The 22,906-nt window shown below is 65.9% G+C and carries 22 protein-coding genes, 1 tRNA gene, 2 rRNA genes and 1 pseudogene (1 of these 26 cut by a window edge); 18 read left to right on the plus strand and 8 right to left on the minus strand.

All coding sequences use genetic code 11. The features are described from left to right. The 3 genes from ACWPN5_RS24585 to ACWPN5_RS24595 form a co-directional block, all read left to right on the plus strand. Nucleotides 1–1,768, plus strand: a 23S ribosomal RNA gene (locus ACWPN5_RS24585) (it extends 977 nt beyond the left edge of the window). 134 nt (nt 1,769–1,902) lie between these two features. Continuing rightward, a 5S ribosomal RNA gene (gene rrf, locus ACWPN5_RS24590) occupies nt 1,903–2,018 on the plus strand. 96 nt (nt 2,019–2,114) lie between these two features. Beyond that, a tRNA-Met gene (locus ACWPN5_RS24595) sits at nt 2,115–2,191 on the plus strand. Here ACWPN5_RS24595 and ACWPN5_RS24600 read toward each other — a convergent pair. The 3 genes from ACWPN5_RS24600 to ACWPN5_RS24610 all read right to left on the minus strand — a co-directional run bounded on the left by ACWPN5_RS24600 (nt 2,170) and on the right by ACWPN5_RS24610 (nt 4,034). Continuing rightward, nucleotides 2,170–3,078 (minus strand): recombinase zinc ribbon domain-containing protein, encoded by a 909-nt coding sequence (locus ACWPN5_RS24600; RefSeq protein WP_492297897.1) that lies wholly within the window; start codon nt 3,076–3,078, stop codon nt 2,170–2,172. The genes ACWPN5_RS24595 and ACWPN5_RS24600 overlap by 22 nt on opposite strands. Continuing rightward, nucleotides 3,075–3,305: a hypothetical protein gene (locus ACWPN5_RS24605; protein ID WP_492297898.1), complete on the minus strand. Its 231-nt coding sequence runs from the start codon at nt 3,303–3,305 to the stop codon at nt 3,075–3,077. The genes ACWPN5_RS24600 and ACWPN5_RS24605 overlap by 4 nt, the downstream gene beginning before the upstream one ends. Before the next feature lie 111 nt (nt 3,306–3,416). Then, nucleotides 3,417–4,034: a hypothetical protein gene (locus ACWPN5_RS24610; protein ID WP_492297900.1), complete on the minus strand. Its 618-nt coding sequence runs from the start codon at nt 4,032–4,034 to the stop codon at nt 3,417–3,419. A gap of 305 nt (nt 4,035–4,339) precedes the next feature. Between ACWPN5_RS24610 and ACWPN5_RS24615 the strand changes: the two genes are divergently transcribed. Continuing rightward, on the plus strand, nt 4,340–5,944 hold the full coding sequence (locus ACWPN5_RS24615) for an ISL3 family transposase (protein ID WP_492297902.1): 1,605 nt from the start codon (nt 4,340–4,342) through the stop codon (nt 5,942–5,944). Nucleotides 5,945–5,986: 42 nt separating this feature from the next. On the opposite strand, the pseudogene ACWPN5_RS24620 reads toward ACWPN5_RS24615, so the two are convergent. Both ACWPN5_RS24620 and ACWPN5_RS24625 read right to left on the minus strand, forming a co-directional pair. Then, nucleotides 5,987–6,378, minus strand: a pseudogene (locus ACWPN5_RS24620) (transposase); the annotation flags it as partial. 285 nt (nt 6,379–6,663) lie between these two features. Then, entirely contained in the window at nt 6,664–6,963 is a 300-nt protein-coding gene (locus ACWPN5_RS24625; protein WP_492297903.1) for a flagellar transcriptional regulator FlhD, read from the minus strand. A gap of 346 nt (nt 6,964–7,309) precedes the next feature. On the opposite strand from ACWPN5_RS24625, the gene ACWPN5_RS24630 reads away from it, so the two are divergent. The 14 genes from ACWPN5_RS24630 to ACWPN5_RS24695 all read left to right on the plus strand — a co-directional run bounded on the left by ACWPN5_RS24630 (nt 7,310) and on the right by ACWPN5_RS24695 (nt 20,076). Beyond that, complete coding sequence (locus tag ACWPN5_RS24630) at nt 7,310–7,741, plus strand: hypothetical protein (protein ID WP_492297905.1); 432 nt, start codon at nt 7,310–7,312, stop codon at nt 7,739–7,741. Nucleotides 7,742–8,127: 386 nt separating this feature from the next. Continuing rightward, nucleotides 8,128–8,346, plus strand: a complete 219-nt coding sequence (locus ACWPN5_RS24635) for a Flp family type IVb pilin (RefSeq protein WP_492297906.1) — start codon at nt 8,128–8,130, stop codon at nt 8,344–8,346. A 110-nt stretch (nt 8,347–8,456) separates the two neighbouring features. After that, nucleotides 8,457–9,005: an A24 family peptidase gene (locus tag ACWPN5_RS24640; RefSeq protein ID WP_492297908.1), complete on the plus strand. Its 549-nt coding sequence runs from the start codon at nt 8,457–8,459 to the stop codon at nt 9,003–9,005. Between the two features lie 3 nt (nt 9,006–9,008). After that, nucleotides 9,009–9,863, plus strand: coding sequence for a Flp pilus assembly protein CpaB (cpaB, locus tag ACWPN5_RS24645; RefSeq protein WP_492297909.1), 855 nt, complete (start codon nt 9,009–9,011; stop codon nt 9,861–9,863). A gap of 29 nt (nt 9,864–9,892) precedes the next feature. Further along, complete coding sequence (locus ACWPN5_RS24650) at nt 9,893–11,341, plus strand: type II and III secretion system protein family protein (protein ID WP_492297911.1); 1,449 nt, start codon at nt 9,893–9,895, stop codon at nt 11,339–11,341. Nucleotides 11,342–11,352: 11 nt separating this feature from the next. Beyond that, nucleotides 11,353–12,018: a CpaD family pilus assembly lipoprotein gene (locus ACWPN5_RS24655; RefSeq protein WP_492297913.1), complete on the plus strand. Its 666-nt coding sequence runs from the start codon at nt 11,353–11,355 to the stop codon at nt 12,016–12,018. 10 nt (nt 12,019–12,028) lie between these two features. Then, nucleotides 12,029–13,228: a CpaE/TadZ family protein gene (locus tag ACWPN5_RS24660; RefSeq protein ID WP_492297915.1), complete on the plus strand. Its 1,200-nt coding sequence runs from the start codon at nt 12,029–12,031 to the stop codon at nt 13,226–13,228. Between the two features lie 4 nt (nt 13,229–13,232). Beyond that, nucleotides 13,233–14,609, plus strand: a complete 1,377-nt coding sequence (locus ACWPN5_RS24665) for a TadA family conjugal transfer-associated ATPase (RefSeq protein ID WP_200478295.1) — start codon at nt 13,233–13,235, stop codon at nt 14,607–14,609. A 5-nt stretch (nt 14,610–14,614) separates the two neighbouring features. Continuing rightward, nucleotides 14,615–15,604 (plus strand): type II secretion system F family protein, encoded by a 990-nt coding sequence (locus tag ACWPN5_RS24670; RefSeq protein ID WP_200478296.1) that lies wholly within the window; start codon nt 14,615–14,617, stop codon nt 15,602–15,604. Next, nucleotides 15,601–16,563 carry a type II secretion system F family protein gene (locus ACWPN5_RS24675; protein ID WP_492297917.1) on the plus strand — a complete coding sequence of 321 codons (963 nt, stop codon included), beginning with the start codon at nt 15,601–15,603 and terminating at the stop codon, nt 16,561–16,563. Before ACWPN5_RS24670 ends, ACWPN5_RS24675 begins: the two co-directional genes overlap by 4 nt. A gap of 5 nt (nt 16,564–16,568) precedes the next feature. Continuing rightward, nucleotides 16,569–17,402, plus strand: a complete 834-nt coding sequence (locus tag ACWPN5_RS24680; protein WP_145690161.1) for a tetratricopeptide repeat protein — start codon at nt 16,569–16,571, stop codon at nt 17,400–17,402. An 11-nt stretch (nt 17,403–17,413) separates the two neighbouring features. Beyond that, entirely contained in the window at nt 17,414–17,974 is a 561-nt protein-coding gene (locus ACWPN5_RS24685; RefSeq protein ID WP_492297918.1) for a TadE/TadG family type IV pilus assembly protein, read from the plus strand. 13 nt (nt 17,975–17,987) lie between these two features. After that, nucleotides 17,988–18,578 carry a TadE/TadG family type IV pilus assembly protein gene (locus ACWPN5_RS24690; protein ID WP_200478300.1) on the plus strand — a complete coding sequence of 197 codons (591 nt, stop codon included), beginning with the start codon at nt 17,988–17,990 and terminating at the stop codon, nt 18,576–18,578. A gap of 1 nt (nt 18,579) precedes the next feature. Next, nucleotides 18,580–20,076 (plus strand): pilus assembly protein TadG-related protein, encoded by a 1,497-nt coding sequence (locus ACWPN5_RS24695; protein ID WP_492297920.1) that lies wholly within the window; start codon nt 18,580–18,582, stop codon nt 20,074–20,076. Nucleotides 20,077–20,142: 66 nt separating this feature from the next. Here the strand turns inward: ACWPN5_RS24695 and ACWPN5_RS24700 are convergent, their stop codons facing one another. The 3 genes from ACWPN5_RS24700 to ACWPN5_RS24710 all read right to left on the minus strand — a co-directional run bounded on the left by ACWPN5_RS24700 (nt 20,143) and on the right by ACWPN5_RS24710 (nt 22,903). Next, nucleotides 20,143–20,718, minus strand: coding sequence for a FlhC family transcriptional regulator (locus ACWPN5_RS24700; protein ID WP_137142505.1), 576 nt, complete (start codon nt 20,716–20,718; stop codon nt 20,143–20,145). A gap of 334 nt (nt 20,719–21,052) precedes the next feature. Next, entirely contained in the window at nt 21,053–21,334 is a 282-nt protein-coding gene (locus ACWPN5_RS24705; RefSeq protein WP_145690165.1) for a hypothetical protein, read from the minus strand. 162 nt (nt 21,335–21,496) lie between these two features. Next, nucleotides 21,497–22,903: an MFS transporter gene (locus tag ACWPN5_RS24710; protein WP_211101712.1), complete on the minus strand. Its 1,407-nt coding sequence runs from the start codon at nt 22,901–22,903 to the stop codon at nt 21,497–21,499. Nucleotides 22,904–22,906 lie beyond the last annotated feature (3 nt).

Consider the following 22,906-nt stretch of genomic DNA (forward strand, 5'->3'; position numbering starts at 1 on the left):
CAGCTAAGGTCCCCAAATCACGGCTAAGTGGGAAAGGATGTGGGAAGGCCATGACAACCAGGAGGTTGGCTTAGAAGCAGCCATCCTTTAAAGAAAGCGTAATAGCTCACTGGTCTAGTTAAGCCGGCCTGCGCCGAAAATGTATCGGGGCTCAAGCCGTGTACCGAAGCTGCGGATGTGTCTTTGACACGTGGTAGCGGAGCGTTCCGTAAGCCTGCGAAGGGTGTCCGTGAGGCCGCCTGGAGGTATCGGAAGTGAGAATGCTGACATGAGTAGCGACAAACAGTGTGAGAAACACTGTCGCCGAAAGTCCAAGGGTTCCTGCGCAAGGTTAATCCACGCAGGGTGAGCCGGCCCCTAAGGCGAGGCCGAAAGGCGTAGTCGATGGGAACCACGTTAATATTCGTGGGCCAGCGGGTGTGTGACGAATGGGAAAGCGTGTCGGGCCTTATCGGATTGGCCCGGCTGGGGACCCGTTCCAGGAAACAGCCCCCGCATCAGACCGTACCCCAAACCGACACAGGTGGACTGGTAGAGTATACCCAGGCGCTTGAGAGAATGGTGTTGAAGGAACTCGGCAAATTGCCCTCGTAACTTCGGAAGAAGAGGGCCCCGTTGTGGCGCAAGCCATGGCGGGGGGCACAGACCAGGGGGTGGCGACTGTTTACTAAAAACACAGGGCTCTGCGAAGCCGTACAAGGCGACGTATAGGGTCTGACGCCTGCCCGGTGCCGGAAGGTTAAGAGGAGGGGTTCACGCTCCGAATTGAAGCCCCGGTAAACGGCGGCCGTAACTATAACGGTCCTAAGGTAGCGAAATTCCTTGTCGGGTAAGTTCCGACCTGCACGAATGGCGTAACGACTTCCCCGCTGTCTCCAACACCAACTCAGCGAAATTGAACTCTCCGTGAAGATGCGGAGTACCCGCGGTCAGACGGAAAGACCCCGTGCACCTTTACTACAGCTTTGCAGTGGTGCTAGGGATCTCATGTGTAGGATAGGTGGGAGGCTAGGAAGCCCGGGCGCCAGCTCGGGTGGAGCCATCCTTGAAATACCACCCTTGAGGTCTCTGGCATCTAACCGCGCTCCGTTGATCCGGAGCCGGGACCCTGCATGGCGGGTAGTTTGACTGGGGCGGTCGCCTCCCAAAGTGTAACGGAGGCGCGCGATGGTGGGCTCAGAGCGGTCGGAAATCGCTCGACGAGTGCAATGGCATAAGCCCGCCTGACTGCAAGACAGACAAGTCGAGCAGAGACGAAAGTCGGCCATAGTGATCCGGTGGTTCCATGTGGACGGGCCATCGCTCAACGGATAAAAGGTACGCCGGGGATAACAGGCTGATGACTCCCAAGAGTCCATATCGACGGAGTCGTTTGGCACCTCGATGTCGGCTCATCACATCCTGGGGCTGGAGCAGGTCCCAAGGGTTCGGCTGTTCGCCGATTAAAGTGGTACGTGAGCTGGGTTTAGAACGTCGTGAGACAGTTCGGTCCCTATCTGCCGTGGGTGTCGGAGTTTTGCGAGGATCTGTCCCTAGTACGAGAGGACCGGGATGGACATACCTCTGGTGCACCGGTTGTCACGCCAGTGGCATGGCCGGGTAGCTAAGTATGGACGGGATAACCGCTGAAAGCATCTAAGCGGGAAACCCACCTCAAAACCAGAACTCCCTTGAGAGCCGTGACAGACCATCACGTCGATAGGAGGCATGTGGACGGGCGGCAACGCCTGAAGCTGAGCCTTACTAATCGCTCGATCGGCTTGATCCTTCCCAGCAGGCGGCCCGCGCGCAGCGGCAAGCCCTGGACGCACGAGCCAACACCGCAAGAACAAGAGCAAACGTCCTCGCTCAAACGAAACCCTCTGCCGTCCCTGTCCGGATGGTTCGCGTGTGCCTTGGTGACCTGGTGGTCATGGCGAGGCTCCCAACACCCGATCCCATTCCGAACTCGGCCGTGAAACGCCTCAGCGCCGATGGTACTGCGTCTTAAGACGTGGGAGAGTAGGTCGCCGCCAGGTCACCACGGCACACGCCATACCATCCAAGGGCTTGGACGGACACGGTTTCACACACGCTTGACAATCGTCGCACACGGTCCCTGGCCCAGGAACACCCGCGGGGTGGAGCAGCCCGGTAGCTCGTCAGGCTCATAACCTGAAGGTCGCAGGTTCAAATCCTGCCCCCGCAACCACCGACAGTTGACAGCCCGCCTCCAACGAGGCGGGCTGTTGGCGTTTCGGGTCCGCCTCGGCGCACGCCTTCAGGATTGCCAGCAGGTCGCCATGAAGCTGCGCCTCCAGCCCGGCGCCCGAGGGGCAGGGGGTCAGCACGACACGGTCGACCATGGACCGGATCATCTCCATCGCGGCCATCCCCTCGTCGCCGTCGCCGAGCACGGACTCGAGCTCCGCGATCTTCCGCCGGTACAGCTCCGGCAGGTTGGCCGGCAGCAGCATCTCCGGCGCCTCCGTCCCCAGGGCGTCGATCTCGGCGGCGAGCGTGGCGCGCTTCGGCCTCCAGGGCGGACAGCCGCTCTTTCAGGGACGGGCTGTACATCCCGTTCTCCACTGCCTCCAGGATCGACGCGATCTTCCGGTCGATGCTCGCGAGGGCGCGCTCCTGGTCGCCGCGCCGGTTCCGGGCTTCGGCCTGATCACGCCGTTGCGCCACGACCATTTCCTCAATAAAGGCGGCGACCACGTCGGCGCCGAGCAGGCGCTCCTTCAGCCCGGCAAGAACACGGCCCTCGATCGCTTGCCGGGTGATGGTGCGGTCGTTCGGGCAGGTGCCGGAATTCCGGTGCCCGGCGCAGTCGTAACGGTCCCTGCCCATGATGGTGTAGCAGACGCGGCAGACGCCGCACACCAGCACGCCGGACAGAAGGAAGCGCCGCCGATGCACACGGTTGAGAGCGTTGCCCTGGTCATCCCGATCGATCTCGGTGGCAACCGCCTCCTGTCGCGCCTTGACGCGGTTCCACAGAACGTCGTCGATGATGCGCAGCTCGGGGACTTCGACAATCTCCCGCCTTTCCTGAGGGTTGATCAGGGCGACGCGCTGCCGGTGGAGGACGGTCATCGCAGGGCCTTCAGGGAGAACGCGGTCAGAGCGGCGAGAAGAACAAGGGCGAGGCCGGCAGCGAACGTCATGAAGCCGGCCTGGGACGGCCGCCGGCGCATCTCATGGCGCGCCAGAATGCGGGCCAATCCGAGCAGCTTCTCGATCGGAACGGTCCGCTGCTCCTGCTGGGGCGGCCGGACAGTGGGCGCCGTCGTCGCGGCGTTGGAGTCGGTGGTGTGGGGCACGGGTGGAAAGTCCACGGTGTGAGCGGCCATAACGATATGGTCCGATGGTGGCAGAAGCGGAAACACAGCGGCAGATCGGCGTCGCCGACGCCAACCCGGTCATCGGTGCGGTCAGGAGTCGGGCGGCGCGTCCGTGGCCGGCAGCCCCAACGAGCCCTGCTTGGCGGGCTTCACCTTGCCACTTGCTTCACGATGGGCTGATGCCGCGAGCGTTGCCGCCAACGGTTCCAGAACCTCCAGTCGCCCCCGCAGGCGGGCATTCTCGCGGCGCGCTTCGTCCAACGCCTGCTCCATCTGATGCTTGGCGGTCAGTTCAGAACGCAGCTGGTCGAGCTGCAGCGAGGAGCGCAGGTGGGCAGCCTTTTCTTCCGATAGAAGGCGGTTTACGGTCTCCACAGCGGCTTGCGCGTCCGCCGCCTGACGCTGCCAATCCTTGATCTCTGCGGACATGCGGGTCAGCGCCGCGCCCTGCTGGGCGACCTTCACCGCCAGCTGATTGCGGTCTTCCGTGATCCTGTCATGCTCCTGCGCCAGATCCTCATAGCCCTGCTCCTGTTCAGCGATCTCGGCCGTCAGGGTGTGCAGTTCGCTCCGGCAAGCCGCGCTTTCGCTTTGCAGGGCTGCCAGCGCAGTGGTGTGCTGCTCCGCGGCGAGGAGCCTCTCCTCCTGCCGCAGGGCGTCGATCGACGCGATGAAGGCCGTCAAGGCGCCGTCGATGGCACGCTGCATCTGCTCGGCCGCGGCGCAGGACTGGACATCAACCGGCCCTCCCGCGAACGCATTCGGACCTCTCTTCGATCCAACCCAGGATGAGGTCCCGGTGCTCGTCGATCCGATGCGAGCGGACATTGCCACCGCGCTTGTCCGGCGTCAGGTCACCGCGTGTTCGCGCACGGACCACCCAGCGGATTTCCGAGGAAACCCCAACCTCTGTAAAGGCCGAATGAAGTGACCCATCCGCATTCCCGATGCAGATCGGAGCGAGGATGAGCACATAGAGGGAACGGTTTCCCCCCTCCAGAGCACCTGTTCCCTTGTCCAAATCGCTGCTTTCGTTGCTCCCGGCTGGCCTTGTCGTCGACCGGGTTTCTGTTGAGACGGATCGCGTGGCCGTTACGGCCCATGTGCGTGCCGCAAAGGCGGCTTGTCCGCTGTGCCGCCGCCCTTCCTTCTGTGTCCACAGCCTGTACAGCCGCCGTCTGGGCGACTTGCCCTGGCAGGGCCGGGTGGGCGAACTCCATCTGCGGGTCCGCCGCTTCCGGTGCGCGACAGCGGACTGTCCCCGCCGCATCTTCGCCGAACGCCTGCCTACCGTGGCGGCGCCCCGGGTCCGGCGCACCCGCCGGCTCGCCGAGGCACAACGCACCATCGCCTTGCGCACGGGCGGCGAGCCCGGCGCTCGGTTGTCCACCCGGCTCGCCATGCCGGTCAGTGGCGACACGCTGCTGCGCCTGATCCGCGCGGAGCCCGTTCCGGAAGTGCCGGCGCCGCGGATCATCGGCATTGACGACTGGGCATGGCGCCGCGGCAAGCGCTACGGCACCATCATCGTGGATCTGGAGCGCAGCCGCCCCATCGACTTGCTGCCCGATCGCCAGGCCGACACGGTGGCTGCGTGGTTGAAGGCGCACCCTGGTGTGACGGTCGTCGCCCGAGATCGCGCCGGCGCCTACGCCGACGGCATCCGCCAAGGTGCCCCCAAAGCCATCCAGGTGGCGGACCGGTGGCATCTCCTGCGCAATCTTGGCGATGCGCTGGGCCAGGTGCTCACCGGTCACCAGCGAGACCTTCGGACCGCCGCCGAACAGGCCACTGCGCCGGCCGCGACCGGCGACAAGCCGACGGTGCTGCCGGTTCGCGAACCCCGACCGGCAACCCGCAGGGAACAACGCCGGACGGCGACCCGAACTGCACGGCTCGCCCAATACGAAGAGGCGGCGGCGCTGAGCGCCCGCGGCTGGTCCCAGACGCGCATTGCCCAAACGCTCGACCTCGACCGCAAGACGGTTCGGGTTTGGCTGCACGCCGGCCAGCCGCCGTCGTGGGATCAGCCGGCCAAAGGCAGCGTGCTGATCCCGCTCACCGATCATCTGTCCCGGCGCTGGGACGAGGGCTGCCACAACGCCGCCCGGCTGTGGCGGGAGATCCGGGCCCTCGGCTTCACCGGGCAGCGGAGCGTCGTCCGGGACTGGGCACAGCCGCGACGACAGAGGATCCCCGTAGCGCCATCCGGAGCGGCGGCATCGTGGCGGACACCGTCACGCCGCCGGGCGGCATGGTTGGTGGTAGCGGATGACGGGGAGATCGATGCGACCGAGCGGGCTTTCGTCGCGGCCCTGATTTCTGGAGCGCCCAAGCTGACACGGACCATCGAGGCGGGGCGGGCCTTCCGGGCCATAGTGCGCGGCAAACAGGGCGGCAACTTGGACGGCTGGCTCGCGGCGGCCGATGACACGGCCCTGGCCGGTTTTGCCAAGAGCATCAAGCGTGATCTGGCGGCGGTGCGTGCGGGGTTGACCTTGCCGTGGAGCACCGGGCCGGTGGAGGGGCAGATCAGCAAACTGAAGATGACCAAGCGCACCATGAACGGCCGTGGCGGATTCGACCTGCTGCGCCTTCGCGTTCTCGAAGCCGCTTGAACAGCGGCGCTCCAGCCATGCCGCTGCACCGGGAATGCGGATGGGCCTACGCCGGGAGCGGTAGCGGACCGATGAGCGGTCCACGCCGAGAATGGCGCACGCCCGCCGCTGGCTGATCCCATGCACCGCCTGCGCATGGGCCACAGCCGCTCGTCGAGCCGCGGGCGTCACCATTTTTTTGCGGCCAGATCCTTGAGCACCGCGTTGTCGAGCATCGCTTCGGCGAGCAGACGCTTCAGGCGGACGTTCTCGTCCTCCTGCGTTTTCAGCCGCTTGGCTTCCGACACCTCCAACCCGCCGTACTTCGCTTTCCACCGGAAGAACGTCGCCTCGCTGACGCCGTGCTAGCGACAGACCTCCGCCGTCGGCCTGCCGGCCTCCTGCTCGCGCAGGATCCCGATGATCTGTTCCTCGCTGAACCGGCTCTTCTGCATGTCCGTCTCCTTGCTCGACGGACTCTAACTCAGCGTGGAGGAGTTTCCGGGGAGCAGGTCACCTCCAACACACGCCGACGAAGATCGACCGACAGTGCTTTCGCCATCCAGACCGGCCTTCTCCAACCATTCCAAACCTTGAATCACACCTACCCGTCCAGGGGAATCCCCGATTCAGATGCCCGGCAATCCGCTCTAGCTGTAACGGATCGCCAGGGGGAGCGCCGCTGTCGACCTGGGCGCACCTTTCTCCAGAAAGACAATCTCCCGCTCCAGGGGCCGCGGTCAGCGATCCGGTGTCGAAATCGAACGCAGAATCGCACCCGCACGCAGACGGTCCGCCCGGTCCACCGGGTTGCGCGAGGTGAGTTCCTGGAGCAGCGGCCGCGCCGAAATCATGGCCACCACGCCCGATGCGACGGTCTGCAACTCCCGAATCGAGGCATCGCATACGGCTTCGGCCGTCCTGGCGTCAATCCCGAACCGCATCGCCGCTTCGGCGACGTCGTTCTGCGCAACCCGTTGCAGGACCATGAGGTAATGAAGATTGAGTTCGTAGATGTCTTGCTGGAAATCGATTGCCATCGCCGCACTCGCAATGTCCGCCTGTCTTGGGGAGTGGCAACATGTCTTAACGTGCCATCCCAAATCTTACAAGCCAGTCGCCCGAAAGTGCCGTCCAAATTGTCGCAGATAACCCGCTTCGCAAGATCCATCCCACAATGGGCGAATGTGTGAGTTCATTACAATGTAATTTGCCGTTGTAATTATTTTTACCATCTAGTAACCATAGCTGGCGGGCCGTGGATTTTTAAGATATAGCCGCTTTACGCTGCTGTTTACGATCAGGCTGTCTTTACAGGGATACCAGTCTCCCATAAGCTGCCGGCTAATCTTTGTCAGGTTTCATCTCGGGTGGTCGGTGGTTTTCATGGCCCGTTCGTTTACTCCCTCCCGAGTTCTTCCGGAACCGGTGGACGGTGCAGCCGTCATGTGCAGCGACTGCGGCGCGTGGGGTATCCGTCGGATCGACAGCGACGAGTTGATGGAACGGCTGCTGGCGGACTGGCCGGTGGCCGGCTCGGTCCTCGCCGGTGTGATGCCTCTGATGCCATCCCCCGAGCTGGGTGATCTCTGCCGTCAGCGGGCGCTCGCGGCCTATGCCGCGGTGCTTGAGGACGAGGACTGGTATCGTCTTCTGGCTTTCATCGACGCCGTCGTCGATTGCACGACGGACCAGCTGAAGCCCACCGGTCAAGTCGCGGCGGTCCCCGACCTGATGGCAAGAGTCCTGCCGGTCCGGGTGCAGTTGATGCTGAACGAGACCCGCGCCCGTAAGCGGAGCCTCGCTGCGGCGAACTGACGAGAGCCACCCAGCGGACAATGTCCCACCGGTGCGTCGCGGTGCCAGGGCGCGTAAGGCTCAAGGCCGTTTTCCGGAAATCGCGTGTTCAGGACATGATAGCGGGCTGGGCAGCCGCGGCATGTAAATATGTCGCACCCTGGCACCCACCGTTAACACAATTATTCGCATAGTCCGCAATTTCGGGGTAATGGGCGGTGATCCCGACATGATCGCCTTGTCATTTCGTTTCGAGCCTTCGGTAATAAGATTAAAATCCTTTCACGGAAAATTGCGCAATTGATCTGCATCAATTGTGATGCGTTTTTCACGCAGTTGCCTGACCGATGATATTTCGGTAACCAAATGGACATCGACCGCTGTATGCGGAGATCAAGTCATCGAAGATGACCGAAACCTATACGGGGAATAAAGGCATGCGCACTCTCTTTGCATCTTTGATCGCGAACGAAGACGGCGTGACCGCGATCGAGTATGGCGTGCTGGCTGCACTGGTGGCTTTCGCCGCGACGGCGGGTTTCACTTCGCTCGGCAGCGCCATCAACAAGAAATTCAAAGATATCGGGGATGCACTCGCCGGCACGTCGATCAGCATTTCGAAGTAAGGTGACATCATCGTCCCGTTCAGGCGGCTGCCGGGCGCTTCCGGTGTCCGGCAGCCGTTGTGCGGAAGATTTCGACAAGGCTCAAAACGATCGGTTCGGAGCCAGCAGCGATGAAGACGCTACTTTCCGGTGGCGCGGCCATGTTGTTCATGGCGGCGGCCATCTCCGATTTCCGGACCCGGATCATTCCGAACTGGATACCGGCCTTTCTGGGCCTGCTGTTCGCCGCGGCGGCCATCGCCGATCCATCGGCGTACCCGCCCCTGTCGTCGGTGGCCGGCGCCGTCCTCGTCTTCGTTCCCCTGCTGATCCTCTTCGCAGGGGGGAAGATGGGCGGTGGCGACGTCAAGCTTCTGACGGCGGCGGCGCTGTGGTCCGGTTGGGAGCAGCTTCCCGCGCTGCTGCTCGTCACGGTGCTGACGGGCGGCGTTCTGGCGATTGTGGCGTTGGCGCGCGTCATGGCACGGCGAGCCGCCGACACCCTGACCCTCTTCTTCCCCTGTTCGGGAACGGCCAAGGCCAGGCTGTGGCTGGAAACGCTGCTGCGAACCCGTAACGTCGATGCTCTTCCGCTCGGCGAGGCCGGCCTGCCTTACGGCATCGCCATCGCGGCGGGTGGTCTGTCCATCCTCTACCCCTTCGGCTCCACCGGGATGTGACGCATGGCTCCGCGCACCATTCTCCTTTCCCTCGCCGCCCTTGCGCTGTTCGGCAGCGGGGCGATCCTGCTGGCCCTTCCCGGCACCCAGCCGCCGCCTGCGGCGGCGGCACCCGCTCCGCCGGCGCTGGCGAAGCTGCGGGTCGCCGCGCACGACCTGGCGCCCGGCACCTTCATCCAGGATTCCGACGTGCGCTGGCAGGATTGGCCGCAAAGCGCCGTGCTGGAAGAGCATATTCTGTCCGGCAGCGACAAGGACCCGAGCATCGGCGCCATGGTCCGCCACCGCATCGCCGCCGGGGAGCCGTTGATGCGCTCCCGCCTGATCGCTCCCGGCGAGCGCGGCTTCCTGGCCGCCGTCCTGTCACCGGGCATGCGCGCGATCTCCGTCGCGGTGACCGAGGTGTCGGGTGCCGCCGGCCTGATCTCTCCCGGAGACTTGGTGGACCTGATCCTGACGCAGGCCCTGCCCAACGAACAGGACAATCCGGCCCGCCGGCTGGTCGGCGAAACGGTCCTGGAGAGGGTGCGCGTCATCGCCGTCGACCAGCGGGTCGAGGAGGCCGCCAAGGACCGCACCAACGCCGGGAACGGTCGCAAGGTGGCCACCACCGTGACTCTGGAGGTCGGCGCCCGGCAGGCCGAAAAGGTCGCCGTCGCCGCGGAACTCGGCCATCTCACGCTCAGCCTGCACAGCATCGCCCCGGCGGGCGAGGCGGTCGCGCCGACGGCGGCCGAGCCGGTCTGGGCGTCGGACGTGTCGGCCGCGCTCACCGGCCCGAGCGGCGACCGCAAGACCAACGAACGCCCCCGCCTCGCCGTCATCCGTGGCACCGAACTCGTCCGGCAATCCTACTGACGCCAACCCGCTGCCCCAGGAAACCCACCATGCCCCTGCCAGCTCCGTGCGAGCCGGTTCGCACGGCCAAACTCCCTCTCCTCCTGTGCCTGTCCGCTCTTGTGGTTGGCTTCCTCCTCGCTCCGCGGATCGCGGCGGCCCAGGGGCACACCGCGGAACGCGCGACGCGCGGCGCCATGGAACTGGCGGTCGGAAGCGGCACCCTGGTCCGTCTGGGCGAACCCGCCACGAGCCTTTTCATCGCCAGCCCGGACATCGCCGACATCCAGTCGCCGACGGAGCGCAGCGTTTTCGTCGTCGCCAAGAAGGCCGGACGGACGACGCTCTACGCGCTGGGGGCCGGGGACAAGCTGCTGGTGCAGCGCGACATCGTGGTGGTTCACAACACTGCGCAGTTCACCGACCAGCTGCGGGCGGAATTCCCCGCCTACCGCATCTCCCTCACGTCGTCACCGGGCCGGCTGGTCGTCGGCGGCGCCGTCTCCACGCCCCAGGACGCCGAGGCGATCATGGCGCTGGCCAAGGGCTATGTCGGACAAGGCGAGACGGTGGTCAACCAGCTCAAGGTCACGGTTCCCACCCAGGTCCATCTGCGCGTCCGCGTTGCGGAAATGGCCCGCAACACGGACAACCAGTTCGGCATCCACTGGGATTCCCTGCTCAATCCGGGCGCCTTCGCCTTCCGCCTGATCACCGGGCGGGACTTCATGAAGTTCGACACCAACTACGGCCGGGACGTCTTCCAGCGGTCGGCGGAGAACGCGGGTTCCCTGGTCTCCAACTATTCCAGCAACCGCGTGAACCTGACGGCCGTCATCGACGCACTGGACGCCGAGGGCATGGTGACCATTCTGGCTGAGCCGAACCTCACCGCGGCGTCCGGCCAGACGGCGAGCTTCCTCGCCGGCGGCGAATTCCCCATTCCGGTCGCCGAGGAGAACAACCGCGTTTCCGTCGTCTTCAAGCAGTTCGGCATCGGGCTCAACTTCACGCCGACGGTGCTGTCGCCCGAACGCATCAGCCTGACCGTCCGCCCGGAAGTCAGCGAGCTGTCGGAAGCCGGTGCCGTCACCATCGGCTCCATCCAGATTCCCGGACTTTCGGTGCGCCGGGTGGAGACCACGGTGGAACTGGGCAGCGGAGAAAGCTTCGCCATTGCCGGCCTGTTGCAGAACAACATCCGCGACGCGGTCACCAAATTTCCGCTGCTCGGCGATTTGCCGGTGCTCGGCCCGCTGTTCTCCTCCACCCGCTTCCGCAAGAACGAGAGCGAGCTGGTGGTGATCGTCACCCCCTATCTGGTCAATCCGGCGGGGCCCGGCGCGCTGCAAACCCCGCTCGACGGTCTGCGGCCGACCAGCGAACTGGAACGCCTGTTTGCCCGCCGCCTCGCCAAGGAAAGCCCCGCCCCCGGATCGGGTGGTCCGGTCGGTCCCGGCGGTGCCCGGCTGAACGGTGCCGCTGGCTTCATCTATTGAGGAGACGGGCCATGAATGACCATTTCCCGCAACGCCCGCTTCGTCAAGCAGTCCTTCTCGCGCTGACGCTGCTGGCCGGCGCCTGCACACCGGTGGAAGCGTTGTGGACACCGGCCGACACGCCCCGCGACGTGACGGTTGAGCGTGCCGAGAGCGCCGCCTGGTTGCCGGCCACCCGCAGCCGGCTGGCTCCCGCCGACACGGCGCAACTGCGCCGGCTGATCGAGGAGCTGGGGGAGCCGCCGCGGACCCGCGTCACCATCGCGCTGCCCGCCGGCGCCGAGCAGCATCAGGCGGTTCCGGTGGTCCGCGCGCTTGCCGGCTTCGGTGTCGATCCCGCGAACATCACCGTCGCCCGGCAGCCGGGCGTCGACGCCGGTGCGCTCCGCGGCATCGCCGTGACGGCGGAGCTCTACGCCGCCGTTCCGCCGCGTTGCCCGGACTGGCGCCGCACCGTGATGGACGACAACAGCTTCCGGCCGTCCAGCAACTTCGGCTGCGCCAACGCCAACAATCTCGCCGTCATGCTGGCCGATCCGGGCGACCTCGCGGCGCCACGCCGGTTGGGGCCGGCCGACGGGGCGGCGCAGGAAGCTGCGGTCGACCGCTACAAAACCAACAAGGTCACGCCGCTGAAAGCCTCCAGCACGGTGCTCACCGGCGCGTCGCAGCAGTAGGAGGGGGCCGATGTCGATCTTCGCCCGCGCATCCGCCGAGACCGGCGCCTCCCGGAACCCGGAGCTGGTCGCCTTCGTCACCGAGCCGGACACCGAACGGACCATTCGTGATCTGGTGGACGAGGAGGTGATGACCTTCACGGTCGTCCGCCGCGGCACCGTCCAGGACGCCATCGGCCATCTGCGCACGTCACCGTCGCCCAAGCTTCTGATCGTCGACATCAGCGCCTCCGCCATGCCGATGTCCGACATCGAGGCCCTGGCCGATGTCTGCGAGCCGAGCGTGACCGTCATCGTTCTGGGCGAGAGCAACGACATCGGCCTGTTCCGCGACCTCATGAACGCGGGCGTGGCCGATTATGTCGCCAAGCCGATCACCACCGAGCTGTTGCGGCGAACCATCGCCATGCGGTCCGGCCCGGCCGCGGTGAAGCCGCGCAGCCGCACCGGCAAGGTGATCGCGGTCACCGGCGCGCGGGGCGGGGTGGGGGCCTCAACCCTTCTGGTCAACCTCGCTTGGCTGCTGTCCCACCGGTCCGGCCGCAAGGTGGCGCTGGTCGACCTCGATTTGCAGGCGAGCAGCCTGTCCCTGATGCTGGGCGCGGAGCCCGGCGGCGGGCTGTCCGAAGCGTTGCAGAACATCGACCGCGTCGACGACCTGTTCCTCGACCGCATCATGCAGCAGTGCAGCGACCGGCTGTTCCTGCTCACCGGGCATGAGGAGCTGGAGGACGAACCGTCGCTCGCCCCCTCCGCGATCCAGCAGATCGCCACCTTGCTGACGCAGCGCTTCCACTACGTCATGCTGGACGTGCCGCGGCGCTACGGCCCGCTCTATCAGCATTTCCTCAGCCTCGCCCATGTCCGCATCATCATCGCCGACCCCACGCTGCCTTCGGTGCGGGAGACGGTGCGCGTCCTGCGGATGACCGGACGCGACGATATCGGCAAACGTGCGCTGGTCATCCTGAACCACCGATGCCCACCGGCCAAGGGCATCGTCTCGCGCGATGAATTCGAGAAGGCGATCGGCCGGCGCATCGACTACGAGATCCCCTTCGACCGTAAGGCGCTTGCCGCCGAGAATGGTGGCATTCCGCTGGCCACCGAGCATGGCGCGATCACCGACATGCTGCTCGACGTCTCCAACGACCTGTCGGGCAAGCGGTCAATGATCCCGAATTCCTTCAAGCGCATGTTCTGGAGTTGAGCCCATGTTCGGACGCAAGATCGCCGAAGCCGTGCCGGATATCCTGTCCCATCAGCTGGTGGGGCTGCTTCCGCCGGGTGCCCCTCCCTGTGCACCGGCGCGCATTCCCGCGAACCGCGCCGCGGCGGAGGACTCCCGCAGCGCCGACGTCCTTCCGCGCATCCGTGAGCGCGTGCTGGAGAAATTGCAGAATCCGGTCGCCGGCATGGCCGGGCGCGACTCCCTGCGCCGCGAGTTGACCGGACTGGTCGGCGATATCTGCTCCGCGGAGCGCATCCCGATCAGTGCCATCGACCAGGATCGGGTGATCGACATGCTTCTCGACGACATGCTCGGCATCGGCCCCATCGAGCCGCTGCTTGCCGACGACGGCGTGACCGATATCCTGGTCAACGGCTGCAACCAGATTTATGTCGAGCGCCGAGGCAAGCTGGAACTGACCGGCCTGCGGTTCCGCGACGACGCCCACGTCATCAACGTCGCTCAGCGCATCGCCAGTTCGGTGGGGCGGCGCGTGGACGAATCGAGCCCGATGGTCGATGCCCGGCTGCAGGACGGCAGCCGCGTCAACGTCATCCTGCCACCGCTGGCGCTTGACGGTCCCAGCATCTCCATCCGGAAATTCAACCGCCGGCGCGTCGCCATCGCCGACATGGTTTTGCAAGGGAACCTGTCCGCCCCGCTCGGCCGCATGCTGGAGGTCGCGACCGCTTGCCGGCTGAACGTGCTGGTCTCCGGCGGCACGGGCAGCGGCAAGACGACGCTGCTCAACGCGCTGTCCCGCGTCATCGATCCCGCCGAACGGATCGTCACCATCGAGGACGCGGCGGAACTGCAGCTCCAGCAGCCGCATGTCGTCCGCCTGGAGACCCGCCCGGCCAGCATCGAGGGCACTGGCGAGATCACGCAGCGCGACCTCGTCAAGAACGCGCTGCGCATGCGCCCCGACCGCATCATCATCGGCGAGGTGCGCGGCGGCGAGGCGTTCGACCTGCTCCAGGCGATGAACACCGGCCATGACGGGTCGATGTCGACGATCCACGCGAACCGTCCGCGTGACGCGCTCAGCCGTCTGGAAAGCATGGTGATGATGGCGAACGGCAACCTGCCGCTCCAGACGATCCGGGCCCAGATCGCCAGCGCGGTGAACCTGATTGTGCAGGTGGAGCGCATGCGCGACGGCGTGCGCCGCATCCAGCAGGTGGTGGAGGTGGTCGGCATGGAAGGCGACGTCATCACCACCCAGGAACTCTTCACTTTTGTGCAAGGCGGCGGCGAGGCGGTGACCGGCCGTTTCGAGACCAGCGGCGTGCGCCCGCAATTCAGCGTGCGCGCCGCCTATTACGGTCTGGAAGACACTCTGCTCGCCGCGATGAGGTGACCGCCATGGCCGGCTCCTCCCCCTTCTTCGCCATCGGACTGCTGTTGCTGGGCTCGGGCATGCTCGTCACGCTTCTGTTGCTGCGTGGCCTGTCCGGCGGCGGCGCGGCGGCGCGGCGGCAGCGGCGCCTGGCGGCGGCCATCGGCGATGTGCCGCAGATGTGGCGGGAGCGCCAGGCGCTGAGCGCGGCCCGAGAGGAATTGCGGACCGAGAAGATCGTGCCATGGTGGCGACGGGCCATTCCCTGGTCGGAGCGTCTTGAGTTCCGCATGGCACCGGCCGGCGGACAGCGGCCATTGCTTGGTGCGGCTGCGGTCGCGCTGGGCGTGGCGGTTGCCGGGTTCCTGCTGCTGACGCAGGTTTTCAATATCTCCGTTTTGGTCGCGTTGGCGCTGGCAGTGGCCGCGGCTCCGGTCGCCGGGCGGATGACCCTGCACAGCCTCGTCGCCCGACGCCGCCGGGAGTTCCTGGAAGGGCTGCCCGACGCCATCGACCTGATCGTGCGCAGCGTGCGCGCCGGCATTCCGGTGACCGCAGCGATGACGCTGGTCGGGCAGGAGGTGCAGGAACCGGTGCGTGGCGAGTTCAAGCGACTGTCCGACTCCGTCGCCATCGGCATCGACCTGAAGGAAGCGCTGGACCGCACGGCGGAGCGCGTTCGCCTGCCCGACTTCGACTTCTTCGTCATCTGCCTGATGATCCAGAGGGAGACCGGCGGGCAGCTGGCCGAGACTCTGCAGAACCTCAGCGACATCCTGCGCCGCCGCAAGGATCTGCGGCGCAAGCAGCGGGCGCTGACCGCGGAGGGGCGGGTGTCCGCCAAGATCGTCGCCGCCATCCCGTTCGTCGCCGGCTTCGGGCTCTTTGTCCTGAATCCGAATTACGCGCGGAAGCTGATCGACGACCCGACCGGCAACCGGATGCTCCTCGCCGCCAGCGTTGCGCTCGGCCTTGGCCTGCTCGTCATCGCCCGCATGACCCGGAGTCCGGAATGAGCGCTCTGTCCGCATTGCAGTGTCTGGTCCTGTCCGGCGGGCTCGTCCTGACGGCGGTCCTGCTGGCGCTCGCCGCCGTCGTCGACCGCGAACGGGATCGCTTCCGCGCCCGTCTTCTCGGCGTCGTCCGGCAGGCATCGGAACAGAGGGCAATGAGCCGGAACAGTACGGCTGCGGCGGCGAAGCCGCGGCGCTTGTCCGGCATCGCCCTGCTGCGGCGGGTCATGCTGCTGTCCGCCCGCCTGCCGCTGGTCAGGAAGAAGGACCAGGAGGACATCCGCCGGCTGCTCGTCCGCGCCGGCATCCGCGGGAAGGAAAGCGTGGCGCTCTTCGTCGCGGCGAAACTGCTCGGTTTCGGGGCGGGGGCGCTGCTCGCCGGGAGCGCGCAACTGGTCCTGCAAACAGAGATCGCACCGATGATGGCGCTGGCCGCGACGGTCTTCTCCGGCTTCGTCGGCGGGCTGGTGCCGGAGGCCGCGCTCCAGCGGCGGGGCCGGACAAGGCGCACCGCCATCGAAGCGGCGCTGCCCGATGCGCTGGACCTCCTCATCATCTGCGCCAACGCCGGTTATGGCCTGGACGTTTCGATCCAGCGGGTGGGGCGCGAAATCGCCCGCTTCTTCCCCGATCTGGCCGACGAGCTCGCGGTGACGGCGAACGAGATGCAACTGCTCTCCGACCGCCGCGAAGCGCTCGACAATCTGGTGGAGCGCACGAACGTGCCGGCGATCCGCAGCCTCGTGGTCACGCTGCTCCAGGCGCAACGCTATGGAACACCGTTGACCCAGGCGTTGCGCACGCTGGCCAGGGAAGAACGCAGCGCCCGGATCCTGGCGCTGGAGGAGCGGGCTGCGCGCATTCCGGCGCTGATCAGCCTGCCGCTGATGGTCCTCATCATGCCGGCCGTCCTCATCGTCGTGGCCGGGCCGGCATTCATCGACATCATGAAGGGGCTCTGACGAGCATGCGCACCGTCTCCCTGCACTTCGCCATTCTGCTCGCCCTTCCGTTGATGCTGGGCGCCTGCTCCCACCCCTCCGGCCTCGGCCAGTTGGCCGGCATGGCGTCGGCGAAGCCGTCCCCGGAACTGGCGACCGGCCTGCGCATCGCCGAGGCCACGCGCAACGGCGGCGACAATCAGGCGGCGATCACTCTCTACCGCCAGATCGTCGCCGCCCACCCGACCTCGCCGCTGCCGCTGCTCGGTCTCGGTGATGCGCTCTACGAAGGGCGCGCCTTCGACGAGGCGATCGCCGCCTATCAGGCGGCGCTGCGGCTCGACGCCGGCAATCCCGACGCGCAAGTCGGCATCGGCCGCGTCGACCTTGCGCGCAACCTGCCGGGGGAGGCCCTGGCCGCCTTCGACGGGGCGCTCGCCGCCGCGCCGCAGCATGCCGCCGCGCTCAACGGCAAGGGCGTCGCGCTCGACCTGATGGGAAAACCGGAGGAGGCCCGCGTCCTGTACCGGCAGGTGCAGGCGCTCCAGCCCGGCAACCGCGGCGCCCGCAACAATCTGGCGCTGTCGATGCTGCTGGCCGGCGACAAGGAGCAGGCCATCCCCCTGTTCCGCGAGCTGAGCGCCGAGCGCTCGGCCGGGCAGGAGCGCGTCCGGCAGAACTTGGCCCTGGCGCTCGGCATGTCCGGCCGGATGGATGCCGCGGCGGAGGTCGCGAGGATGGACCTGAGCCCCGAAGCGGTGAAGGAGAACCTCGCCTACTACGCCATGCTGCGGTCGCTCGACAAGCAGGCCGACGGCCACGCCGCCATCGCCCGCGCGGTAAACGCGAGCGGGACCTGAGGAGTGGCGCCATGCTGCGCAGAAAATCCCTGGCCGAAGACGCGGCGGGAGTCACCGTGGTGGAATTCGCCATCGGCGCCCCGATCGTCCTTTTGATCGTGGTGATCGTCATCGAGGTGAGCTTCATGCTTGCGGTGCGGGTGGCGTTGGACATCGGCACGCGCGAGGCGGCACGCGCCGGGCTGACCGGCGCGCCGCCGCCGGCCGGCTCGACGCGCGACCAGCAGCTTCGGAAGATCATGGTCAACACGACCTTCGGTTTCGTCGACCCGGCAAAGCTCACCGTCAGCCTGCTCGCCTACCAGGACGCCGGCAGCGTCGGCAAGCCGGAACCCTACAGCGACATCAACGGCAACGGACGGTGGGATCCCGGGGAGCCCTTCACCGACGTCAACGGGAATGGAGTCTGGGATGCGGACCGTGGGGCCGCCGGCGCCGGGACGAGCGGCCAGACGGTCGCCTACCTGGTGCAGTACACGGGGAAGCCGTTGACCGGCCTCGCCGCCAGCCTGCTCGACGACCCGACCTACCACTACGAATCCCGCGTCGTCGTCCGCAACGAACCGTTCTAGCAAGGAGGGGCGCATGGGCCAACTGCCGGGCCGTCTCGCCCGAAACCGCAGCGGGCTCGTCACCATCGAAGTGGCGGGAATCGCTTTGGCATTCGTTCTTCTGCTCGTCGCCGCGGTGGATTTCGGCCAGCATGTTTCGGCGGTGGGCAAGATCGCGCGCGCCGCCAGCGAGACGGCGAAGATCGCCACCCAGTTCAAGCGGCTGCGCCAGGGCATGACGGTCCAGCGCGGCGACGAGGTCGGCATGCTGTTCGAGGCGGCGCGGCAGGTCGCCCAGCCGCTCGACATCGACAAGGTGGGGGCGGTGATCGTTACCTCGGTTGCCAATTCGGGAAGCGGCGGCAGCAAGGTGGCGTGGCAGCAGCGCTCGGGCAGTTCCTCCTGGACCAGCCGCATCGGTTCGGCTGTCGGCGGAGCGGCCACCCTGCCCACCGCCTTCTCGATTCGCAGCGGGGACAGCGCCGTCTTCGTCGAGGTCTTCCACACCTATCAGCCGACCGTGCTGAGCGGCAGCCTGTTCGGCGGCGATCCCTCCGGCGTGCCGGTCTACAGCCAAGCCGTATCCCGCCCCCGTTTCGGCGACCTGACCATACTGGACCCGTGACATGAAGAAGACCGCTGTTCGCAGGCGGCGTGCCGGTGCGGCCGCCCAGCACCTGCTCTCCGCGTTGCGCGGCTGTCTGGACGACCGGCGTGGCGCCACCGCCGTGATGGTCGCCGCGATGGTCGTTCCGCTGATCGGGGCCATCGGCCTGTCGGTCGACATGGGGCGCGGCTATCTCGTGCGACAACGCTTGTCGTCGGCCATCGACGCCGGGGCACTGGCCGGGGGCAGGGTGCTCGATACGACCAACGTCCAGGCGGACGCGATCCAGTATTTTCGCGCCAACATTCCGACGACCTACCTCGACACCCCGATTCCGGACCCCGAGGTCACCATCAGCGCCGACCGGCAAACCGTATCGGTGAAGTCCAGCGTGCGGGTTCCGACCACCCTGATCCGGATGTTGGGCATCGACACCCTGCCCATCACGGTTGAAAACCGTGTGCGGCGCCAGATGTCCGGCGGGTTGGAACTGGCTCTCGTGCTCGATGTCACCGGATCGATGGCGACCGACAACCGCATCGGCAAGCTGCGTGATGCGGCGACCTCGCTGGTGAATATCCTGTTCGGCAACCAGACCGATACCCAGAAGCTGTGGATCTCCGTCGTCCCCTATTCGGCCGAGGTCAATCTTGGCACCGGCCACGGGGATTGGATGACGCTGAGCGGCCCGTCCACCGGCGCCTATTCGCCGTCCACCTGGCGCGGCTGCGTCGAAGCGCGGCCGAGCCCCTACGACGAGGATGACTCCCCGCCCATGGTGGCCGGGTTCAAGCGGTTCCTTTATCCCTCGACCAAAAGCATGAACAACGGCAAGGGCGGCGGCGACAATGATTGGCCGACGATCACCGACACCGGAACCTACACGAACAGCAACGACCGGACCGGACCGAACCTCGGCTGCGGTTTTCCGGTCCTGCCGCTGACCAACGTGAAGCAGGACCTGCTGAACAAGATCGCGACGCTTCAGCCGGTGAACCGTGGCGGCACCATGGCGAACCTCGGCCTTCAGGCGGGGTGGTTCACCGTGTCGCCGCGCTGGCAGGGGCTGTGGGGAAGCCCGACGCCGAAGGGGATGCCGCTCGACTACGGTTCTCCGGAAATGAGCAAGGCGATTGTTCTGGTCACCGACGGCGAGAATAGCTGGTTCGACCATTCCAAGCCGCCGACCGGCGATTACACAGCCTATGGCCGCATCGATGAAGGGCGCCTCGGCACCAAGTCCTTTTCCGAATCGACGTCCGAGATCAACAAGCGCATGGCCCGCCTGTGCGAGAAGCTGAAGAACCCCGGCGTTCTCGATGCCGACGGCAAACCAAAGCCCGGCATCACCATCTACACCATCACCATCGGACAGACGAACGCCAACACCCAGGCGCTCTACCGGAATTGCGCATCACAGCCCAGCTACTATTGGGACACGCCGAGCCCCGACCAGCTCAAGAGTGTGTTCCAGAGCATCGGGTCGCAGCTCACCAACTTGCGGCTGGAGCAGTGATCTGCTGGCGTCATTCCGGTGCCTGGTGACGCATCGGAATGACGCCAGGCTTTTGTGGAGGGTTGGTCAGCAGAAGCGGTCGGTCAGGTGGCCGGCGTCGGCCGGCACCGGTGGCGTGAAGCTGTGAGCCGCAGCGTTGGCGGTGGAGAGCGGCGGCAACCCGCAAACCGGGCAATGCGCCTGGATGCGCTGCTGTTCATGCACGGCGAAGCGGATGCCGCAGGGGCAGGTCCGTAGGTCGACAACACAGGAGCGCAGGTCGCGGGCGAGAATCCAGGCCATGGTCAGGTCGATGGCTGACTGGTTCAGACCCGTGCATTCCTGCCGCACGTCCATATAGAAGTCATGTGCGCGCAGCAGCGCCTCGATGTCGATCCTGCGCAACGCGTCGGCGCCGGCGCAGTTCAGATAGGCGGTCAGGATGATCGACGCCTCCAGCGCACGCTGGTGGGTCGCGAAGAGCCGGTCGGATTCCGGAAACATGCCCGACACCGAAGCGTGGCCATGAATCTCATGATAAAGCGTGCGGAGCTGTGTCGCGCTGAGGTTGGTGTGCACCGCGACGATTGACGTTCGGAGATTGCGCTTGATCAAACGTATTGCCAGCGCCAATTTCCGGTGCTGCTCACACTTGTTCACCATGTACACCGCCCTTCGGACGGCAATGGTTCAAGGCGGAGAAGATTAGGATTAAAAGTATTTTTGTTGTTTTTGCGTGCGCCACAAATCGGGGCCATTCTGTTCCTCTCCCGCTCAAACATTCCGTTGTTCCTCGTATTCCTCCCGATGTGCATAGAAAAAGAATATATAACGGCTGCCGAGGCGAAGTTTTATTTTCCCGATTTATGCCGCATAATGCGTCGCCTCGCAACCTGCATGCGGTGGCGACAATTCGACGCATTCGATCAATAGTTGCGATCCGGTGCCGCGGGTTGCCATGGCGGGTGCCACCGGATGCTGTTGCCGGCAGGACGGGTCAGAGGAAGGCTATGGCGTCGGGCGAAACCGATTGGCGTTGCCCGGCATGGCGCGCCAGCTTATGGATTTCCGCCTGCTTGTCCCGAACCAGCCAGTCCGGCGCAAGGAATTCCGTGTGCCGTCCCGCCTGCAAGGAGCCGATGACGCGGACTGGCGGGATCGGCCAACGCAGGCTGTAGCTCATCGGCGCGGCGTCGCCGAACCGATAGGACTGGTGGACGCGGAGCCACTCGTCGGTGACCTCGACGATCGTTCCGCTCAACATCGCGAAGCCGGGCAACCCTGCAGGCGCCGCGCAGCGAGAAGAGGGCGGGGCATCCGCCCCGGCCCGTCGGACTCCGACGCGGGCCGGAGGTCGCGGAAGAACAGGGCTATCGGCCGCCGCGTCGGTTTTGAGGGCGTGGCGGATCGGCGGGCGTCGTGCATCCATGGCCAGTGTCGCTCAGCAATGAAGTCCCGCGTCGGCCCGGCAGTAGAACATCCAGGTGATGACAATGCAGGACAGATAGAAGATCAGGAAAAGCTGGATCGCCATGACCGGCGACCCGGTCAGGCTGATCGACAGTCCGAAAACGCCGGGAATATAGAAGGCACCGAATGCCGCCAGCGCGGAGATGAACCCCAGCGCGGTCGCCGCCTCCAGCGTCGCTTCCTTCAGCGCACGCGCGCGGCCGAGATCGCCTTGCAGATCATATGCATGCATACGGTCGATCAGGAAGACGATCGGCACCATCTGATAGGTCGAGGCGCAGGCGACGCCGGCCGTGGCGAACACCAGCATGGAACTCAGCAGGAACATCCAGAATATCCCGCTGTTCAGGCAGATCGTCATCGTGCTCACCGCGAGGAACAGGATCACGAAAGCCCACAGGGTGATGCGTGCGCCGCCCAGCCGGTCGGCCATGCCACCCGACAGCGACCGCGCCGCCGAACTGACGAGCGGTCCGAGGAAAGCGTAGGCAAGCGGGTCGATGCCGGGGAATTGTGCCTTCACCAGCATTGGGAACGTGGCCGCGAAGCCGATGAAGGTGCCGAAGCTGCCGATGTAGAGCCACCCGTTGATCCAGGTGTGCATGCGACGGAAGATGACCGCCTGTTCGGCGAAGGACGCCTGGGAATGGCCGATATCGTTCATGCCGAACCAAGCCGCCGCGGTCGCCAGCAGAATGAAAGGGATCCAGATGAAGGCCGCGTTCTGCAGCCACACGCCCTGATGGGTTTCCAACGGCGCGCCGAGCGCAGCCGTGGCATGTGGGCCGCCGCCGAGCGGGCCGAGCAATGCGCCGCCGATCACCAGGGGAACGGCGAACTGCACGACCGCCACGCCAAGGTCGGCCATGCCGGCATTGACGCCCAACGCCCAGCCCTTCTGCTCCTTGGGGAAGAAGAAGGAGATGTTGGCCATGCTGGAGGCGAAGTTTCCACCGCCGAATCCGCACAGCAGCGCCAGCACCAGCATCACGCCGTAGGGCGTTTCCGGGTGCTGCACGGCGATGCCGATGCCCAGAGCCGGGATGAGCAGGGACGCCGTGCTGATCGTCGTCCACAACCTTCCGCCGAAGATCGGCACGGTGAAGGCGTAGACCAGGCGCAGGACCGCTCCGGAAAGGCCCGGCGCGGCCGTCAGCCACAGAAGCTGTGTGGTTGTGTATGAGAAGCCGACGATTGGAAGGTGCACGACGACGGCGCTCCACACCATCCAGACACAGGAGGCGAGAAGCAATGCGAAGGCCGAGATCGCGAGGTTGCGCATCGCGATCGGCTTGCCGCCGTCCACCCAGAAGGCCATGTCGTCGGGCCGCCAGTCGTCCAGTCGATCGCTCATGCGTGACAAAGTCTGGTCGGTCATCAA

This window comes from Azospirillum sp. UENF 211521 (assembly GCF_058780535.1).

Coding starts and splice junctions, on each gene's coding strand:
- ACWPN5_RS24650 (WP_492297911.1), top strand. CDS start 9,893: ATGCCCCTGCCAGCTCCGTGCGAGCCGGTTCGCACGGCCAAACTCCCT.
- ACWPN5_RS24710 (WP_211101712.1), bottom strand. CDS start 22,903: ATGACCGACCAGACTTTGTCACGCATGAGCGATCGACTGGACGACTGG.
- ACWPN5_RS24660 (WP_492297915.1), top strand. CDS start 12,029: ATGTCGATCTTCGCCCGCGCATCCGCCGAGACCGGCGCCTCCCGGAAC.
- ACWPN5_RS24675 (WP_492297917.1), top strand. CDS start 15,601: ATGAGCGCTCTGTCCGCATTGCAGTGTCTGGTCCTGTCCGGCGGGCTC.
- ACWPN5_RS24640 (WP_492297908.1), top strand. CDS start 8,457: ATGAAGACGCTACTTTCCGGTGGCGCGGCCATGTTGTTCATGGCGGCG.
- ACWPN5_RS24630 (WP_492297905.1), top strand. CDS start 7,310: ATGGCCCGTTCGTTTACTCCCTCCCGAGTTCTTCCGGAACCGGTGGAC.
- ACWPN5_RS24610 (WP_492297900.1), bottom strand. CDS start 4,034: ATGCAGCGTGCCATCGACGGCGCCTTGACGGCCTTCATCGCGTCGATC.
- ACWPN5_RS24690 (WP_200478300.1), top strand. CDS start 17,988: ATGGGCCAACTGCCGGGCCGTCTCGCCCGAAACCGCAGCGGGCTCGTC.
- ACWPN5_RS24695 (WP_492297920.1), top strand. CDS start 18,580: ATGAAGAAGACCGCTGTTCGCAGGCGGCGTGCCGGTGCGGCCGCCCAG.
- ACWPN5_RS24655 (WP_492297913.1), top strand. CDS start 11,353: ATGAATGACCATTTCCCGCAACGCCCGCTTCGTCAAGCAGTCCTTCTC.
- ACWPN5_RS24680 (WP_145690161.1), top strand. CDS start 16,569: ATGCGCACCGTCTCCCTGCACTTCGCCATTCTGCTCGCCCTTCCGTTG.
- ACWPN5_RS24685 (WP_492297918.1), top strand. CDS start 17,414: ATGCTGCGCAGAAAATCCCTGGCCGAAGACGCGGCGGGAGTCACCGTG.
- ACWPN5_RS24625 (WP_492297903.1), bottom strand. CDS start 6,963: ATGGCAATCGATTTCCAGCAAGACATCTACGAACTCAATCTTCATTAC.
- ACWPN5_RS24635 (WP_492297906.1), top strand. CDS start 8,128: ATGACCGAAACCTATACGGGGAATAAAGGCATGCGCACTCTCTTTGCA.
- cpaB (WP_492297909.1), top strand. CDS start 9,009: ATGGCTCCGCGCACCATTCTCCTTTCCCTCGCCGCCCTTGCGCTGTTC.
- ACWPN5_RS24665 (WP_200478295.1), top strand. CDS start 13,233: ATGTTCGGACGCAAGATCGCCGAAGCCGTGCCGGATATCCTGTCCCAT.
- ACWPN5_RS24670 (WP_200478296.1), top strand. CDS start 14,615: ATGGCCGGCTCCTCCCCCTTCTTCGCCATCGGACTGCTGTTGCTGGGC.
- ACWPN5_RS24700 (WP_137142505.1), bottom strand. CDS start 20,718: ATGGTGAACAAGTGTGAGCAGCACCGGAAATTGGCGCTGGCAATACGT.
- ACWPN5_RS24600 (WP_492297897.1), bottom strand. CDS start 3,078: ATGACCGTCCTCCACCGGCAGCGCGTCGCCCTGATCAACCCTCAGGAA.